The organism is Pseudarthrobacter sp. NPDC055928, from assembly GCF_042270935.1.
In the GTDB taxonomy this organism is placed as follows: domain Bacteria; phylum Actinomycetota; class Actinomycetes; order Actinomycetales; family Micrococcaceae; genus Arthrobacter.
The window spans coordinates 35,983-52,393 of sequence record NZ_JBHJZH010000016.1; the positions used below are offsets into that span (position 1 = coordinate 35,983).

General features: G+C 59.0%; 11 protein-coding genes and 2 pseudogenes. 8 read left to right on the forward strand and 5 right to left on the reverse strand.

Annotation, left to right across the window (positions count from 1 at the left end):
* The first annotated feature begins 1,012 nt into the window (after positions 1–1,012).
* Genes ACFC25_RS18155 through ACFC25_RS18170 form a run of 4 tightly spaced genes read left to right on the forward strand, consistent with a single transcriptional unit; the run spans position 1,013 to position 6,772 of the window.
* On the forward strand, positions 1,013–1,963 hold the full coding sequence (locus ACFC25_RS18155) for an exonuclease domain-containing protein (protein WP_376047712.1): 951 nt from the start codon (positions 1,013–1,015) through the stop codon (positions 1,961–1,963).
* Positions 1,964–1,965: 2 nt separating this feature from the next.
* Positions 1,966–3,690, forward strand: a complete 1,725-nt coding sequence (locus tag ACFC25_RS18160) for an SIR2 family protein (RefSeq protein WP_376047715.1) — start codon at positions 1,966–1,968, stop codon at positions 3,688–3,690.
* Positions 3,627–4,295 carry a hypothetical protein gene (locus ACFC25_RS18165; RefSeq protein ID WP_376047718.1) on the forward strand — a complete coding sequence of 223 codons (669 nt, stop codon included), beginning with the start codon at positions 3,627–3,629 and terminating at the stop codon, positions 4,293–4,295. Before ACFC25_RS18160 ends, ACFC25_RS18165 begins: the two co-directional genes overlap by 64 nt.
* Entirely contained in the window at positions 4,292–6,772 is a 2,481-nt protein-coding gene (locus tag ACFC25_RS18170; protein ID WP_376047721.1) for an AAA family ATPase, read from the forward strand. Before ACFC25_RS18165 ends, ACFC25_RS18170 begins: the two co-directional genes overlap by 4 nt.
* Before the next feature lie 125 nt (positions 6,773–6,897).
* Here ACFC25_RS18170 and ACFC25_RS18175 read toward each other — a convergent pair.
* From ACFC25_RS18175 to ACFC25_RS18185, 3 genes and pseudogenes are all read right to left on the reverse strand, one after another.
* Positions 6,898–7,815: pseudogene (locus ACFC25_RS18175) on the reverse strand (ABC transporter ATP-binding protein); the annotation flags it as partial.
* Positions 7,816–7,878: 63 nt separating this feature from the next.
* Positions 7,879–9,432, reverse strand: a complete 1,554-nt coding sequence (locus tag ACFC25_RS18180; RefSeq protein ID WP_376047724.1) for an amino acid permease — start codon at positions 9,430–9,432, stop codon at positions 7,879–7,881.
* Positions 9,433–9,856: 424 nt separating this feature from the next.
* Positions 9,857–10,092: pseudogene (locus tag ACFC25_RS18185) on the reverse strand (ABC transporter ATP-binding protein); the annotation flags it as partial.
* 170 nt (positions 10,093–10,262) lie between these two features.
* Between ACFC25_RS18185 and ACFC25_RS18190 the strand changes: the two are divergent.
* From ACFC25_RS18190 to ACFC25_RS18205, 4 genes are all read left to right on the forward strand, one after another.
* Positions 10,263–10,958: a hypothetical protein gene (locus tag ACFC25_RS18190; RefSeq protein ID WP_376047727.1), complete on the forward strand. Its 696-nt coding sequence runs from the start codon at positions 10,263–10,265 to the stop codon at positions 10,956–10,958.
* 16 nt (positions 10,959–10,974) lie between these two features.
* The gene (locus ACFC25_RS18195) at positions 10,975–11,274 is read left to right on the forward strand and encodes a hypothetical protein (protein WP_376047729.1); all 300 of its coding nucleotides are present in this window, start codon (positions 10,975–10,977) and stop codon (positions 11,272–11,274) included.
* A 237-nt stretch (positions 11,275–11,511) separates the two neighbouring features.
* Complete coding sequence (locus ACFC25_RS18200) at positions 11,512–12,129, forward strand: hypothetical protein (RefSeq protein ID WP_376047732.1); 618 nt, start codon at positions 11,512–11,514, stop codon at positions 12,127–12,129.
* Between the two features lie 7 nt (positions 12,130–12,136).
* Positions 12,137–12,493 carry a hypothetical protein gene (locus ACFC25_RS18205; protein ID WP_376047734.1) on the forward strand — a complete coding sequence of 119 codons (357 nt, stop codon included), beginning with the start codon at positions 12,137–12,139 and terminating at the stop codon, positions 12,491–12,493.
* Between the two features lie 22 nt (positions 12,494–12,515).
* On the opposite strand, the gene ACFC25_RS18210 is transcribed toward ACFC25_RS18205, so the two are convergent.
* Together ACFC25_RS18210 and ACFC25_RS18215 are read right to left on the reverse strand one after the other, a co-directional pair.
* On the reverse strand, positions 12,516–14,558 hold the full coding sequence (locus ACFC25_RS18210) for an ABC transporter ATP-binding protein (protein ID WP_376047737.1): 2,043 nt from the start codon (positions 14,556–14,558) through the stop codon (positions 12,516–12,518).
* A complete protein-coding gene (locus ACFC25_RS18215) occupies positions 14,555–16,288 on the reverse strand; it encodes an ABC transporter ATP-binding protein (RefSeq protein WP_376047740.1) in 1,734 nt (577 codons plus the stop codon). The genes ACFC25_RS18210 and ACFC25_RS18215 overlap by 4 nt, the downstream gene beginning before the upstream one ends.
* Positions 16,289–16,411 lie beyond the last annotated feature (123 nt).

Sequence of the window (16,411 nt, forward strand, 5' to 3'; positions counted from 1 at the left end):
ACGCCGAACGTTGCGCTGTGTGTCGGTGTGCTACGACGGGGGTGGACTTGCTCCGTCGATCCTCCCCTTCTCAACGCCGACTTGGCAGACGTGTCACGACTCCAACGCGTAGATGCAAGGGGTGCTGAATCGCTATGAAGCCCTTACAACTGGTGCAAAATGAGCAGCGGACACCTTGGCTTTAGACATCTCGACATGGCGCCGTCCGCTTACTGTCCGCCGCTTGACCTATGATGAGCGCAACATACATATTGGGGGATCAGTGGGTGCTCACATTGCCGTGCCGCACGGTGTTGCCGTTCTGGACATACACGATGGCCGTTGGGCCTTGTGGCAGGTGTCTGTGCATTCCACAGGAGGTCCCATGCGGGCATCGGCCACAAATGCCATCGTCACTGATGGATTTGACTCCGCAGCTTTTGATTGCGTCTCGTATAACCGTCCTGTGCTGCTCTCTGAACGAGCACTAATCGAATGCGACGAACAGCGCGTTCTCGCTTCGGCTCGAATGAAGCCCGAGGACTTCCTTCGTGACTGCGAATCCTGGGTTTCTTTTCTCCAGCAAGCTTTTTGGGATGAAAACGACAGGCGTCTGGCGCACAACCTTCAAGTATCCGGGAACCGCAAGGCGGCCAAGGCCGCGGGCGCACTCGTTTCAGAAGTGAAAAGACTTGCCCCGCTCCAAGACGTAGATTGGCCCGCTCCGCCACCATCTTCGGCCTGGGAATCAGATCCCCGATCTACTAAATCAGCATCCGAAGAAGCACTTCGGATAGCCAGAGGTTGTATCCGGCTACTGAACTACTGGCTCGACATCGAGTCTGATAGAACTCGAAAGAATAGGCCCTATTTCCATGGAGGGCGCACTGCCATTAGACCGTGGCCAAGCCCCGCCGAAGCACCGGCCCCGGGACAACTGACCAATAGCAGCCCGTCCGAATCGCTCTTGGGACCCATTCCCCAAATAGCAAGTCGCGCTGCCAAAATTTCTTCCGACCGAGGAACCTCCGCTATGGCTCTGTCTTTCACCGCAATCGATTTCGAAACGGCGAATGCTCGGCGCGGCTCAATCTGTTCTGTTGGCCTGACCAAGGTCATCAACGGTGTTGTTACTGCGACCACGTCGTGGCTGATCACCCCGCCTGACGACGGAGGTTTTGACGATTTCAACATTAAAATCCACGGCATTACGGCACACGACGTCCGCGATGCACCTACGTGGGCGTCGTCGCTCTCCAGAATCTTGGACTTCATCGACGGTGACATTGTCGTTGCTCACAATGCTGCCTTTGATGCTGGGGCCCTTCGTGAGGCCTGTGACTTCGCGGGGCTAGCGTGGCCCATTCTGGACTACACGTGCACGCTTGTGATGAGTAGGGCGCTGCTAGATCTCCCCGCCTATAAGTTGCCATGGGTAGCAGATGCCCTGGCTATTCCGACATTTGACCACCATGAGGCTGGGGCCGATGCAACAGCCGCCGCCCTTATTGCTATTGCGCTGGCAGAGTCCAAAAGCGCCATGACGATCCAGGACCTTGTCGTGCACGCCGGTGTCAAAATGGGCCGAATCGATCCGGACTCTTGGAGCGGCTCTCGGAAGGCGTCCAAACCTGCCCGGGTACGGCTCGATTTCGAGGATCTGGAGATCGATCCGAACGGACCCATGGCAGGCGAGGTCGTTTGTTTCACGGGGAAGATCTCCTGGGTCCGGGAAGATGCGCAAGCAATGGTTATCCGGCATGGTGGCTCCATATCTAAGAAGCCAACTCAAAAGACAACCGTCCTGGTCACTGGGGACTTCGACGAACGTACTTTTCGCCCTGGCATGAAATACAGCTCAAGCCTCGTAAAGGCCTTCGCGCTCGTAGAGAGCGGCCAGCCACTGGAGATCATGACGGAGTCAGATTTCCAGCAGAAATTTGAACCCAATGAAGGAATTCGCGAATTGGCTGGACACTCGTAACAATGTCTCCTGATCATCCACCACACCTTCGAGATGTCGCTGCCGCCTTAGAACTGATCAAGGGTCCGCACTCTGCACTGCTAGAGGACGTGATGGAAGGCGATCGTGTTCTATGGCTGGGTTCAGGCATCTCTCGGAATCAAGTGCCCCCTCTAGCGGAACTCATTCAGAAAGTACTCGTCTACCTCCAGGAGCAGTCTGCGGGAAATCCCGGCAGTCCCTTTAGAAAAGCCTTGAGCGAAATCGTCCATGCTCGGTTTAGTGACGAGATTCAAGAGTCCTTCGATGCCGATCCAGCAGGGTGGACGGTCCCCTCGATAAAGGCACTTGAACCATACGTCGAGAAGTATGCGAGCATCCTGAATCATGGAGTAGGTGACGAACCTGCAGACTTCCTACTTTGGACCGCTGTGGACATACGGGCGACGTACGGATCATCCGACATTCGTCCAGGACAAAATCATCGACTCATCGCGATACTGATGCATGAGGGTGTCCTGCCTCATGTAGTGACCACAAATTGGGATGGGCTCATAGAGTCTTCGTACAGGTCGCTCATGGAAAACGGGAGCGGATCCGACATCTCAGTGCTGATGACACAAGAGGATTTCAGAGCACATCATAGATCGAGTAGCACTAGGCTATACAAAATTCATGGATGCGCTGTTCGAGCCAATGACGGGCAGGAATACAGAGACTATCTCGTCGCGGACACTCTTGACATAGTCAAGTGGGGCCAGAGCGGAGATCCGCATCAACGGATCCTTCAAGAAGTCACCAACCTGATGACGGATCATAGGACGCTTGTCCTTGGGCTCTCCTTCCAAGACAACAACCTTATTCAGGTCCATGCAAATGCCACTTTCACGCATCCGTGGAAATGGGAAGAAGCAAAACCTGCCTACGTAGTTGCAGATAGACGTCTCCAAGACGGACATACAAATATCCTCAAGAGCGCCTACGGCAACGACTACACATCGAATCGTGCGCTAGTACAAGATAAGTCGCTACTGCCTCTCTATGCAGAGCCCCTTTTGGCCGCTCTTGTGATTCGGATAATTGGACTCAAAATCGCCGCCCTTCTCAGACGCATGGGCGACCTTGAAGACCAATTGCTAAAACAGTCGCTTCTTGAAGCACTAGATATAAGGCAAGACCTACTTTCCCGAGTCGCCGATAGCCGACCGGATTTACTCGAATCCCTTCTCACCCACTTCCTCTCACCGCTAATGCGGCTCTACCACGGCGATTCGGATCCCCTGAACGGATACCTTCCGATTATCAGAGGACCCCTTTCGCTCGCGGCGACAGACCCGGCGGCTGAACACAACCGCCTTCCGGAGGCGGCATCAGTTGTCGGCTTGCTGAACTATCTCGACCTAAGCGCTGGATGGAGAGTGCGGTTCGAGCACGAGCCGGACCGTGCAGGCTTGGTAAGGATAGATAGGTATCGGTCCACTTCGCTGCTCATTGCCTTCGTCAAGGACGAACATGCTGCCGCCGTCGCCATGAAAATGGAGGCTTGGCAGAAGCCCCTTGAACGCATCATTGTTGCTCGTCTGACAGGGACAGGCGTCCCTCGCCGACAACGTAGTCCGCGTGGAAATATGGGAACAGCCCGCCGGCCTGGGGAGCTGGCTCACGAAGTAGTGATGAACGATGTATGGCAGGAAGCGACGAGTTCCAAAGACCTCATAACGTCATTTTCCAGGAGGATGTCCATTTGAATCTCGAGGTGCCACACACGACCGAATCCGCCTTATCTGCCACGGTTGATCTCCTGACAAAGTCGGGTTTTCTGCGACTCGACATACCGTACGCAATCGGAGACACCGAGTTCGATTTCGGCATACCTTTTGTGTCAGGTAGCGGCTACCTCGATCTAGTCTTGGTTAAGGAATTAGGGACGGTCAGCGATGAGATTTTGCGAAGTCTCAAAAGCATTGCCCAGGCTCTTGATGTGGCAAGGTCGAGCATGGCCCTGACTCTAATAGTCGTGGGCAGACCCGCCCGAGGAGTTTCAAGCTTCCGAGAAGCCCAAGCCCTCGCACGTGTACTAGTTGTCGATACAAACCAGACGGTGCTTTCAGTCGAGGAGCAGATAGCCCCCTTGCTGCCCCTTACGTTGAATACCGCTGTCCAAGAATTGCTCGAAGATCCGATGAAGTCACTTCACGATCTGGCCCAAAATGGAAGTTATCCTCGGTTTCTTCACGAGCTCATTCACCATAGTCAGGATGGACGAGAAACAGTGGAGCATAGTCTCCTCGATTGGTTCGAAGAGCCCATGAGGCAAATCACCAGGGACGATACCTCCGGGGAGCAGAAATGAAACAGCCACGCTTGCAATCTCTAGAGATAAACAACTTCCGCAGCATTAGCGGGCGATGGGACGTCCCACTAGATGGTTCAGTGGTGCTCGTACACGGCGACAATGGCGCCGGCAAGTCCAGCCTTCTGTCCGCCATCGAGCTGGCAGCCACGGGGGAGATTGCGTACCTCCGCGACTCGGGTGACACGACTTATGCTCGACATCTACTGCATCGCGGCAGCGATGCCGGAGCAGTGACACTTACCGTTGGGGATATGTTGACTGGCTCAGCCAGGAATTCCTCGACACTGGTGGTCAACCCAAAGGGTCAAAGCGGCAAACCCTTACTCAGTAATGCACTCGCGAAGCACTTCTCAGAAAGGTGCTTTCTCTCCCAAGCGACACTTGGACGTTTGCTGGATGTTTACGCACCAGTCGACCAGAAGAGACAACAGTCGACGCTCATCAGCTTCGTCAAAGAGCTCTTGGGCATTGACAGGCTCGACGCACTTATTGCGGGATTACACTCCACGATCAGGATCGACTACGCCCAGAAGAAAAGTCGAGTGTGGACCGGGGCCCTTGCTGATCGCTCAGAACTCGATGTGCGGCATAAAGATGATCTCGCTAGGAAGGCAGTCCTAGAAGACCGCATGAATAGGTTGCGGTCTGAACTATCACTTCTAGTTACCTCATCGACGACACAACAGGGATCGGAGGATGCTTCCGATACGGACCTCGTGCCTCGCATCGAACAACAGCTTATAAGCATCGGCGATAGTGAAAAGGGGAATCAAGAACTCGCACGTCTTCAAGCCAGTGTAAGCATTGCCAAATCTATTCTGCAGGCTATTGGAGAGCCCGGTAATCAGGTCGAATTTCTATTCACAGACACTTTGAATATCGAGGTTGAGTCAGCAGCGCGTGCCGTAGAAGTATGGTGGGAGATGAATGAAGACTCCGTTACGTCATTTGCTAAGAAGGCCAGTCAGTTGCTGGGCGCCACAAATACGTGGCGACGCGAGCATGCCGCTGCGGACGTCGGTCGAATCATTTCTCTACTGCTGGGGAAATTAGAAGTTACCGATCAGCAAATACAAGCGAATGATGAAAAGGCGAACCGAGTAAGAACTCTACAGGAGGAGTTGAAGTCGCTCGATGCTCGCCGGAAAGCTCTCAAGCTGCAGTGGGACAGCCTTGCAACTAGCGTCGTTTCAGGCCAGCTCAGCGATGCTCTGGCCATGATCTTGCCCAGTATTGATAGCCCCGAATGCCCCGTCTGCGATCAAGCTTTCCCCGATGGAAAGCTTGGGCTTGAGCAACACTTGAGATCAAAACTGAGTCAGTTGGAAACGCAAGCAACCTTATGGCGCGACATCGATTCTCAGTTGCGCGAATGCAGCACGGAGATGGAGCAAGCCCAAGCCGAACTCACGCGCGCCGAAGAACGCGTCTTCGAGGAACCCGATCTGACCAAACTACGAACCCTAAGAGGTGCGATCGTTACTCATTTGGACCAGGCGCCTTCCATTCACGCCGTTGTCGATGAGGCCATCCGCCTTGGGGACATCCTCATTAGTTGCCAAGAAAACGCAACTTCTGCGATCACTAGGCGCGCCAAGTTCGAAGAACTGCGGAATCAGATCGACGCAATTGAGAAATCACTTGGACTCCGAAACGAGCGAGATTTTGAAACCTTTGACTCGCGCCTATCCTATGCAGAGGAGGCTATTTCAAACCGGCGAGGAAAGATAAGCGCCGTCATGTCGGGCTTACAGCGAATTAAAGAGATATTCGAAGCATATAAAGAGACTTCAATCGAGCTCGAACGTGCAATGATGCGATCTAACTCTTCGAGTCGTCAGCTTGCGGAAGTAAATGGTCAGCTCCGTGAAGCCAGGGATCGCAAGGAGGCTGCGTCGGCACTTCGAACTAAAGCGGAGGAGATCCGGTCTAGAGTTATAAATTCTGTGTTCGATCAGCATTTGAACTCGACTTGGAAAGAGTTTTTTACACGGCTTGTCCCAAATGAGCCGTTCATTCCCCAGTTCGATAAGCAAGTGAAGAGCGAGCGCAGCATTTCCGTTAAACTCACGACAGTCGATCGTTTTGGTCGGAATGCCGGCACCCCAGCGGCCATGCTTAGTCATGGCAACGTCAATACTGCGGCGCTATCCTTGTTCCTTTCTTTACACTTCGTTGCTCACGACGAGTTGCCTTGGCTTATCTTGGACGACCCGATTCAATCTATGGACGATATCCACATCGCAAATTTTGCGGCCCTTCTGAAACGCATCTCGCGCGAACAAAAACGGCAAGTCGTCGTAGCTGTTCACCAACGAGAACTATTCGACTATCTTGCCCTGGAACTCGCACCGGCGGCAGAGGGGCAGTCACTCATCGAAGTGGAAATAAGCCGTCACGACGGCGAGTCTGTTCTGTCGAGCGTGCGAACTGAGTATCAGCCCGACACCGCAGTCAGACGAAAGGCTGCCTAGCATCGTTACCAACCCTCAAGGGATCGCCATATTTGTGGCCTTACGATAATCATGATCGCACCGGCACCGCATTGAGCTCCTCCACGACACTGACCCATGTGACGAAAATGACTTGTTGTCTCCCTTTAAACCTCCGCCACCGGAGCCGCGAACTGCGCCTCATACAAACGGGCATACGCCCCACCCGCAGCCAACAGCGAAGCGTGCGTCCCCTGCCCCACGATCTGCCCGGCCTCCATCACCAGGATGAGGTCGGCGTCGCGGATCGTGGACAGGCGGTGCGCGATCACAAAGGAAGTCCGGTCGGACCGCAAGGCACGCATGGCCTTCTGCACCAGCACCTCTGTCCTGGTATCCACTGAAGAAGTCGCCTCATCCAGGATCAGCACCGACGGCCGGGCCAGGAACGCCCGGGCAATGGTCAGCAGCTGCTTCTCGCCGGCGGACACGTTGGAGCCCTCATCGTCCAGCACCGTGTCGTAGCCCTCCGGCAGCGAGTGCACGAACCGGTCCACATAGGTAGCCGTGGCGGCCTCGAGGATCTCCGCTTCTGTAGCCCCAGGCCGCCCATACGCGATGTTGTCCCGGATGGTCCCGCCGAACAGCCACGTATCCTGCAGCACCATGCCCAGCCGCGAGTGCAGCTCACGCCGCGGCACCGAGGTGATGTCCACGCCTTCGAGCGTTATCCTGCCCGCATCCAGCTCATAGAACCGCATCATCAGGTTCACCAGGGTGGTCTTCCCCGCACCGGTCGGCCCCACAATCGCCACCGTCTGCCCCGGTTCGGCCACCAGGGAAAGCGAGGAGATCAGCGGCTTGTCAGGCGAGTAGGAGAACGAGACGTCCTCGAACACCAGTCGCCCCCGCCCGGCCCCATCGACAGAAACTCCCGAAGCAGGATCCGGCGACTGCTCGTCCTCATCCAACAACGAGAACACCCGCTCGGCGGACGCCACGCCTGACTGCAGCAGGTTGGCCATGGACCCCAGCTGCGCCAGCGGCATGGTGAACTGACGCGAATACTGGATAAACGCTGTCACTGACCTCGGGGAAGAGAGCGAAGCCGGGTGCTGTTCTCACCCGGCTTCCCTCTTTCGGCCCAGTTACTGGGCTGCGGCCCTAGGTTCGTCCTCGAGGTCCTTAGGTCCCGTGAGATCCATCTCAAGCAGCGGCACGACTCTGGACTTGGTGATGTAGCGATGACCCAGCCATAGAACGATGAAGACTGGCAACCCAATGTAGGAGGTAAGCACCTCCACGGACCGGCCTGCAAGCACGGCCTCGTAATTCTGTCCCGCGATGACCAGTATGAGCAGGGCGAAGGCCAGCAGTGGGCCAATGGGGAACAGGGATGCTTTGTACGGCAGGTCGCTGACTTTGTTTCCCTGGGCCAGGAAGCCGCGCCTGAAACGGTAGTGGGAGACCGCGATTCCTGCCCAGACGATGAAGCCGCATAGGCCCGACATGTTCAGCAGCCAGGAATAGGCCGCACCCTGCCCGACGATCGCGGAGAGGAACCCGAAGAGTCCCACGGCCGCCGTCGCGAGCAACGCCGCGATCGGTACACCACGCGCATTGGTTCGACCGAAGATCCTCGGGGCCATGCCGTCATGGGCCATGGCGTAAAGCATCCGGGTGGACGCATACAGTCCGGAGTTGCCCGCGGACAGGATTGCGGTCAGGATCACGGCGTTCATCAAGGCCGCCGCGAAGGCGATTCCGGCGCGATCGAAGACCAGGGTAAAGGGCGATGATGCAATATCGGACTCACCGGAGGCCAGCAGGCTCGGATCCGTGAACGGGATGAGGCAGCCGATGATAAAGATGGCTCCAATGTAGAAAAGCATGATGCGCCAGAAGACAGTGCGGATAGCCTTCGGCACCTCGCGGCGCGGGTTCTTCGCTTCGCCGGCGGCGACTCCGACGAGCTCGGTGCCCTGGAAGGAGAACCCGGCAACCATGAAGACCGAGATGATCGAGACCCAACCCCCGTGGAACACGTCTTCACGGTTTTCCCAGTTGCTCAGTCCCGGAGAGCTATCCCCGAGGATGCCAAAAATCATCAGCACCCCGGCGATCAGGAAGAGCACCACTGCGCTGACCTTGATCAGCGAGAGCCAGAACTCCGATTCTCCAAAGGACTTGGCCGAGAGGGCATTGAGCCCGGTCAGCACCAACAAGAAGATCCCGGCCCACACCCATCCCGGGACCCCCGGGAACCAGAAGTCCATGATGATTCCGGCCGCGACCAGCTCCGCGGCCACCGTGATGGCCCAGTTGAACCAGTAGTTCCAGCCGATCGCGAAACCAAAGGACGGGGAGACGAAACGGGTGGCAAAGGACTGGAACGAACCGGCAACCGGAATTTTGGCCGACATCTCGCCCAGTGACTGCATCAACAGGAACACCATCAGCCCGACCAACGCGTAGCCGGCCAACGCACCGCCGGGACCCGCCTGGGAAATGGTGCTGCCCGAGGCCACAAACAGCCCGGTACCGATCGCACCGCCAATGGCGATCATCTGCAGGTGGCGGTGGTTTAGCCCCCGCTTGAGTTCGTTGGTGGATTCGCCGGAAGCGCGACGTGCCACCGCAAGGGAAGACCCCTCTGTTCCATCGGGCTTGGTATCTGCGAGAGTTCCGTTCGGTGGTGTCATGCAGCACCACCCTTGGATATGGTTGCGGGCCGGGCCGGGTACCCGGTGCCAATAGCGGCTCGACCGGTGCAGGCGTCTGCGACTGCCGTGTCGAGCAGATAGGCCGCAATAGCCCGATCACTTCGTTGTGTGCGGGAGCCAAGTCCCATGGTGCCTCCGAAAAGGTAGCTGCGGTGAATTTGGGCCTTCCGAAGCCCTCAGGCCGGAAGGACGGTGATCAAGCTAACACACGCAAAGGGAGCGCCATTTGGCGTCGCGAATGTTGCACGTCCGGCGGGTCAAGTCCTTACGCATAGGCCGTGGCAATCCAATCTGAGCGCCAGAGTTGCTGATTTGATCTGCGCTGGTGACTAAGCAGCTCTGATGATCTGCTATGAGCGCGTCGGTAGGCGACGACAGCCAATGCCACTCATGGCACAAGTGGCAGCAGGAGGTTCACCAGCGTGGTCTTGCCAGCACCGACGGGCCCCACACGGCCACCGTCCGCCCCGGCTCCGCCACAAGGGAAAGCGATGAGATCAGCGGCTTGTCCGGCTAGTACGAGAAGGACACATCCGAGAACACCAGCCGCCCCCGCCCCGCACCATCCACAGAAACACCGGAAGCAGGATCAGCAGACTGCTCATCCTCGTCCAGCAACGAGAACACCCGCCCCGCCGACGGGTTTTCCCTGAATCTCTTCCCGTGAGTGTCTAAAAGTCGTAAGGTCTGAGGCACGACACAGTCGTAGCTCAGGGGGGCATCAATATGATGAGGAGCTTCACGTGCGACGACCACATATTTTTGCCTCAGCCCTGGCATCCCTCGCCTTGTTATCGGGGTGTCTCTCTATGGCCGCTCCGGCTTACGCGATTCAAATAGGCTCCGCCCAACAGATGGAAGATCGGCCGGTAAGCATTGACCCAGGCCCGGTCGTCGAGTTGTCCGGTCCACCGACAAACCAGATATCTGTTTCGGCAAAGTCCGTCTTTGTCTCTGAATCGTGCGTTTCGCAGGTCAAAGCGATTGCCGCCAAAACGGGAACCAGCGCAACACAATCCGCGAAGGATGCCGCGGAGTTGTGTTCAGCAACGGTGACCATCACGGAAACCGCGCCTGTTATGGCAACTGTCGCGGAAGTCAAAGCCGAGGCCGTCAGGCAAGGTCTCAGCGAGGCTGAGACCGCATCTCTCCTTACTGCGACAGCGACGGGCTCCATCTGGACCCGTTTGTGGACCCACACATACTGGGGCGGCTCGCTTGTCGAAAAACACACCGGGCGGACCTACTGGAACGGCACACACGCGTGGATTGCTTCAGCAACGGATCCTGGTTATCACCTGTGCCATTCCGAGGGCGGGGTCGCGGCCGGGTGGGCCGTTACGGTATTGAGCTGTACCGCCCCTGCCGCCGGGGTAGTTGCCGACGCGTATTACCGTTTTGATGCCAGCATTGCCTACCAGGGCAGCCCCATCACTCTTCAGGTGGGACTCCACTACCAGACTGACAGGCTTGGCGGCGTCACTGCGTGGCAAGTCGGCGGATAACTGAAAGAGTAAAACCATGAGCGCACGCGTCCAAGCGGGCAGGGACCATGATGGCCGCCTGTATCAAAGAATCGACTGGATCTTCACCTTGTTCGTGGTTCTTGAGTTCGTGGCGTTCCCACTCTTTCCGGGGTTGCCGCTTCTGGTTGCTGCTTCCTCCATGACGACGCGGATTCGCACGTCCAAGTGGAGGTCAGTGGTCTTGTGGACGCTCGGAAGCATCCTGACGTTGATCGTGGTGGCCCCGTTCGTGATCGGTTGGTTCCATCCAAGTTTTGTGGAGAACGGGCCAGCCGTCCGACTTGGAACATCCTGAGCAAACGCGCTCTTCCAGCGTCGTCCACCTTGACCTCCTGCCACGGCCCGTAACTTCACCAATGCAACAAAACAGCGAGGGACCCAACCCGTTTGTGCACAACGGGAAAGAGGCGCGAAACGGTTGGCTTTTGCGTGGCGGCGAATAGTGGTGCTGGTCTGGGTAGTTGACGTGTTTTGGCATTTTCGTTCGGTTTGGTTCGGCGCGGGATTTGTCGTTTCGACAAGCCTTTATTGATTGGGGATTATTTTGAAGATCACAGCTTTCAAGCGTGCCTTGGCCGTGTGTGCCTCTGCCGCTCTCCTATTGACAGTTTCTCCGCTTTCGCCGGCAACTGCGTCGGAGCCAACGCCGGATAAGGTCGTGTCCGCCTTTGGCTATGTTCAGGCCCAACCCAACGGGACGTTTCTGGAGTCAGATGTGATGGCGGTAAAAGCCGCCAGCAATGCTTCCGCCGCTGTTCCTGAAGATTTATTGGCTCGCGCTGCTGATCCTGCATATGTGATCTATTCCCGATGGAACGATAACCTGGCAAAGCCCACGGTAATCCGTAACGGGACTGCCGCTTTTGGATGGGCGCATGTTCAGAAACATCGTGTCACTCTGAACATGGTCAAGAAGACAACGATGTTCCCCAAGACGCGTTCCGTTCAAGGTGGCAACACGATTGTGTACCAGACTCCGGCCAACGAGTACGAATGCTGGCTTGGCATCTGCAGGATCAAAAGGACTATGGATGTCCGTACTGTCGTGAGCAACACCCGCATGGGTGACGGTCTTCAGAAGGGTGTCATCACCACCTATTGCGTGGGGCCCATGACGTGCCCAGCCTGGGTGGCTGCAACGGCAGGATAATCATCAGATGACTGATTCGCTGGACCTGCATTCTTCGATCCTTGGTGAGGTTCGGAGGATTTTTGCTGATTCGGAACTCGCCCGGACCTTGAGGCCGGGTGATATCTCAGTGGTCGATGGCAACATTGTGGTTCTCTATGCCGGCTTTCCCCATGATTCGAGGGGGCCGTTCGGGGCACAATTTCAGCTGCCGAAGGCCGAGGGTGATGAAATCTGGGATTCCTATTCGGATGAATACGGTGGCGTCCATGATTGGGCCGCGTACGGAGTTGTATTTCGGATTCTGGAAATCTACGAAACGTCGTTTGAGAAGGTCCGTCCTGAAGGGCTGAAGGGGACCTGGTGGATCGAAGAGGACGTATAGCGCTGCTGCCCAGCGAAGGCCCCTAAACCTCCGCCACAGGAGCCGCGAACTGCGCCTCGTACAGCCGCGCGTAAGCCCCGCCCGCGGCCAGCAACGAAGCGTGGGTCCCCTGCTCCACGATCTGGCCGGCCTCCATCACCAGGATGAGGTCGGCATCGCGGATCGTGGACAGGCGGTGCGCAATCACAAAAGAAGTCCGGTCGCTCCTCAAAGCCCGCATGGCCTTCTGCACCAGCACCTCGGTCCGCGTGTCCACCGAAGACGTCGCCTCGTCCAAAATGAGAACAGAAGGCCGCGCCAGGAACGCCCGGGCAATCGTCAGCAGCTGCTTCTCACCGGCTGACACGTTGGACCCTTCGTCCTCCAAAACAGTGTCGTAACCATCAGGCAGTGAGCGCACGAACCGGTCCACATACGTCGCCCGCGCCGCCTCCAAAATCTCGTCCTCCGTAGCGCCAGGCCGCCCATAAGCGATGTTGTCCCGGATGGTCCCACCGAACAGCCACGTATCCTGCAGCACCATCCCCAGCCGCGAGCGCAGCTCCCGGCGCGGCACCGAGGTGACATCCACGCCGTCGAGCGTTATCCGCCCCGCATCGAGCTCATAGAACCGCATCATCAGGTTCACCAGCGTGGTCTTACCGGCCCCTGTCGGCCCCACAATCGCCACCGTCTGCCCCGGCTCCGCAACAAGAGACAAAGACGAAATCAAAGGCTTGTCCGGCGAGTACGAGAAGGACACATCCGAGAACACTAGCCGCCCCCGCCCCGCGCCATCAACAGAAACACCCGAAGAAGGATCAGCAGACTGCTCCTCCTCGTCCAACAACGAGAACACCCGCTCGGCGCTCGCCACCCCGGACTGCAGCAGGTTAGCCATGGACCCCAGCTGCGCCAGCGGCATGGTGAACTGACGCGAGTACTGGATGAACGCCTGCACATCTCCCAGCTGCATCGCCCCGGACGCCACCTGCAGGCCGCCAACCACCGCGATCCCCACGTACACCAGGTTCCCGATGAACGTCATGGCCGGCATGATCAGCCCGGAAATGAACTGCGCCCCGAAGCTCGCCTCGTACAGCTCCACGTTCTTCTGCCGGAACCGCTCCTCCACCTCGCGCTGCCGGCCGAACACCTTCACCAGCGCATGCCCGGTGTACGTCTCCTCGATCTGCCCGTTCAGCTCGCCCGTGTGCTTCCACTGCGCCACAAACAGCTTCTGCGAGCGCTTGGCGATCAGCGCCGTGACCCCCAGCGTCAGCGGCACGGTCACCAGCGCGATCAGCGCCAGCGCGGGCGAGAGGATGAACATCATCACCAGCACCCCCACCACCGTCAGCACCGATGTGACCGCCTGGCTGATGGACTGTTGCAGGCTCTGGGAGATGTTGTCGACGTCGTTGGTCACCCGGCTCAGCAGCTCGCCGCGCTGGATCGAATCGAAATACCGCAGCGGCAGCCGGTGGATCTTCGCCTCGATCTCCTCGCGCAGCCCGAACACCGTCCGCTGCACCACGCCGTTCAGCACATACGCCTGCACCCACATAAACGCCGACGCCAGCACGTACAGCACCAGCGCCCACAGCAGCACACTGGACAGCGCCGCGAAGTCGATCCCCTCCCCCGGCGTCAGCGCCATCGGAGTGAGCATGTCCGCCCGCTGGTTCTCCCCCGCGGCCCGCAGTTGCGCGATCAGCTCCGCCTTGCTGACCCCGGCTGGCAGCTCCCGCGACACCACCCCGGCGAAGATCAGGTTGGTGCCCTCGCCCAGCAGCCGCGGCCCGATCACCGAGAGCGCCACACTCGCAATACCCGTCACCAGCACCAGCAGCAGCCACGCCCGCTCCGGCCGCAGCGTGCCCAGCAGCCGCTTGGCCGACGGCCCGAAGTTCATCGCCTTCTCCGCGGGCACGTTCATGCCCGCGAACGGACCGCCCTGGCCCGGTCCGCGGGCGGGACGCGGGATGCGTCCGACGCCGGCAGCCCCGGTTGGTGCGGCGGGTGCGGTTCCAGCGGGGCCGGCTGTGTTGGCACCGCCCGACGGCGGCCGGTGCGGCGAGCTCATACCGTCTCCTCCGCTGCGAGCTGGGAGGAGACGATCTCGCGGTACGTCTCCGAGGTTTCCAGCAGCTCGCTGTGCGTTCCGCGCCCCACGATCCTGCCGCCGTCGAGCACTAAAATCTGGTCCGCGTCCACGATGCTGGAGACCCGCTGGGCGATGATCACCAGCGTGGCGCCGGCGGTGCTGCGCTTGAGCGCCTGCCGCAGCCGGGCGTCGGTGCCGGTATCCAGGGACGAGAACGAGTCGTCAAAGATGTACAGCTCGGGCCGTTTCACCAGGGCCCGGGCGATGGCCAGCCGCTGCCGCTGCCCGCCGGAGACGTTGGTGCCGCCCTGGGAGATGGGCGCGTCCAGCCCGCCCTCCATCTCCTCCACAAAGTCCCGGGCCTGGGCAATCTCCAGCGCGGACCAGAGCTCGTCCTCGGTGGCGTCCGGCTTGCCGTACTGCAGGTTGCTGCGGACGGTGCCGGTGAACAGGTAGGGCCGCTGCGGCACCAGGCCGATGTGGCCCCAGAGCAGGTCCGGGTGCAGCTCGCGCACGTCCACGCCGTCGATCCGCACCGCGCCGGTGGTGGCGTCGAATAGCCGCGGCATGAGGTTCACCAGGGTGGTCTTGCCCGCGCCCGAGCTGCCGATGATCGCCGTCGTCTGCCCTGCTTTGGCGGTGAAGCTGATGCCGGAGAGGACGGGCTGGTCGGCACCCGGGTAGGCGAATCCGGCGTCGAGCATTTCCAGCTCGCCGCGGCGCACCGCGCTGCTGACGGGCTTCTTCGGCGGCCGGACGCTCGACTCCGTGCCCAATACCTCGCCGATCCGATCCGCGGAGACTGCGGCGCGCGGGATCATCACCGCCATGAACGTGGCCATCATGACGGACATCAGGATCTGCATCAGGTAGCTCAGGAACGCGATCAGGGTGCCCACCTGCATGGAGCCGTCCTCGATCCGGAACGAACCGAACCAGATCACCGCCACGGACGACACATTCAGCACCAGCATGACCACGGGGAACGCGAGTGCCATCAACCGGCCGGCCCGCAGCGCGGTGTCCGTGACGTCGTCGTTCGCCTGCGCGAAGCGCGCGGTCTCGATGTCCTCGCGGACGAACGCGCGCACCACGCGGATGCCGGTGAGCTGCTCGCGGAGCACCCGGTTCACGGTGTCGATCCGCTTCTGCATCTTCCGGAACAGCGGCACCATCCGGACAATGATCAGCCCCACGCCGATCATCAGGGCCGGCACCGCGACGGCGATCAGCCAGGACAGCTGCACGTCCTGACGCACCGCCATAATCACCCCGCCGATGGCGAGCATGGGCGCGGCCACCATCATGGTGGCACCCATCAGCACCAGCTGCTGCACCTGCTGGACGTCGTTCGTAGAGCGGGTGATCAGGCTGGGCGCGCCGAATTTGGTGACTTCCTGCTCGGAGAACTCCCCCACGCGTTTGAAGATGGCGGCGCGCAGGTCCCTGCCTGTGCCCATGGCGGCCTTCGCGCCGAAATAAACGGCAATCACGGCGCAGATGATCTGCAGCAGCGTGATTCCCAGCATGAGGGCGCCCAGGCTGAGGATGACGCCGGTGTCCCCCTTGGCCACGCCTTCGTCGATGATGTCCGCGTTCAGGGTGGGCAGGTACAGGGAGGCTATGGACTGCGCCAGCTGGAAAACCACGACGGCGACCAGCAGCTGCCGGTGCGGCCGCAGGTATTCAACAAGCAGTTTCCAGAGCATGGCGGCTCCAAAGGTTTCTGTCCTGGCGGAGTCAGATGAGAGGTGGTGCGAACGTCAGTTTACGTCTGGTTGCTGGGGATGATCCGTGCCTGTGGAGGAGAAGTTGGGCGGGTTCTCGGACAG

Coding starts and splice junctions, on each gene's coding strand:
- ACFC25_RS18170 (WP_376047721.1), top strand. CDS start 4,292: ATGAAACAGCCACGCTTGCAATCTCTAGAGATAAACAACTTCCGCAGC.
- ACFC25_RS18190 (WP_376047727.1), top strand. CDS start 10,263: ATGGCCGCTCCGGCTTACGCGATTCAAATAGGCTCCGCCCAACAGATG.
- ACFC25_RS18210 (WP_376047737.1), bottom strand. CDS start 14,558: ATGAGCTCGCCGCACCGGCCGCCGTCGGGCGGTGCCAACACAGCCGGC.
- ACFC25_RS18205 (WP_376047734.1), top strand. CDS start 12,137: ATGACTGATTCGCTGGACCTGCATTCTTCGATCCTTGGTGAGGTTCGG.
- ACFC25_RS18195 (WP_376047729.1), top strand. CDS start 10,975: ATGAGCGCACGCGTCCAAGCGGGCAGGGACCATGATGGCCGCCTGTAT.
- ACFC25_RS18155 (WP_376047712.1), top strand. CDS start 1,013: ATGGCTCTGTCTTTCACCGCAATCGATTTCGAAACGGCGAATGCTCGG.
- ACFC25_RS18215 (WP_376047740.1), bottom strand. CDS start 16,288: ATGCTCTGGAAACTGCTTGTTGAATACCTGCGGCCGCACCGGCAGCTG.
- ACFC25_RS18160 (WP_376047715.1), top strand. CDS start 1,966: ATGTCTCCTGATCATCCACCACACCTTCGAGATGTCGCTGCCGCCTTA.
- ACFC25_RS18180 (WP_376047724.1), bottom strand. CDS start 9,432: ATGACACCACCGAACGGAACTCTCGCAGATACCAAGCCCGATGGAACA.
- ACFC25_RS18165 (WP_376047718.1), top strand. CDS start 3,627: ATGGCAGGAAGCGACGAGTTCCAAAGACCTCATAACGTCATTTTCCAG.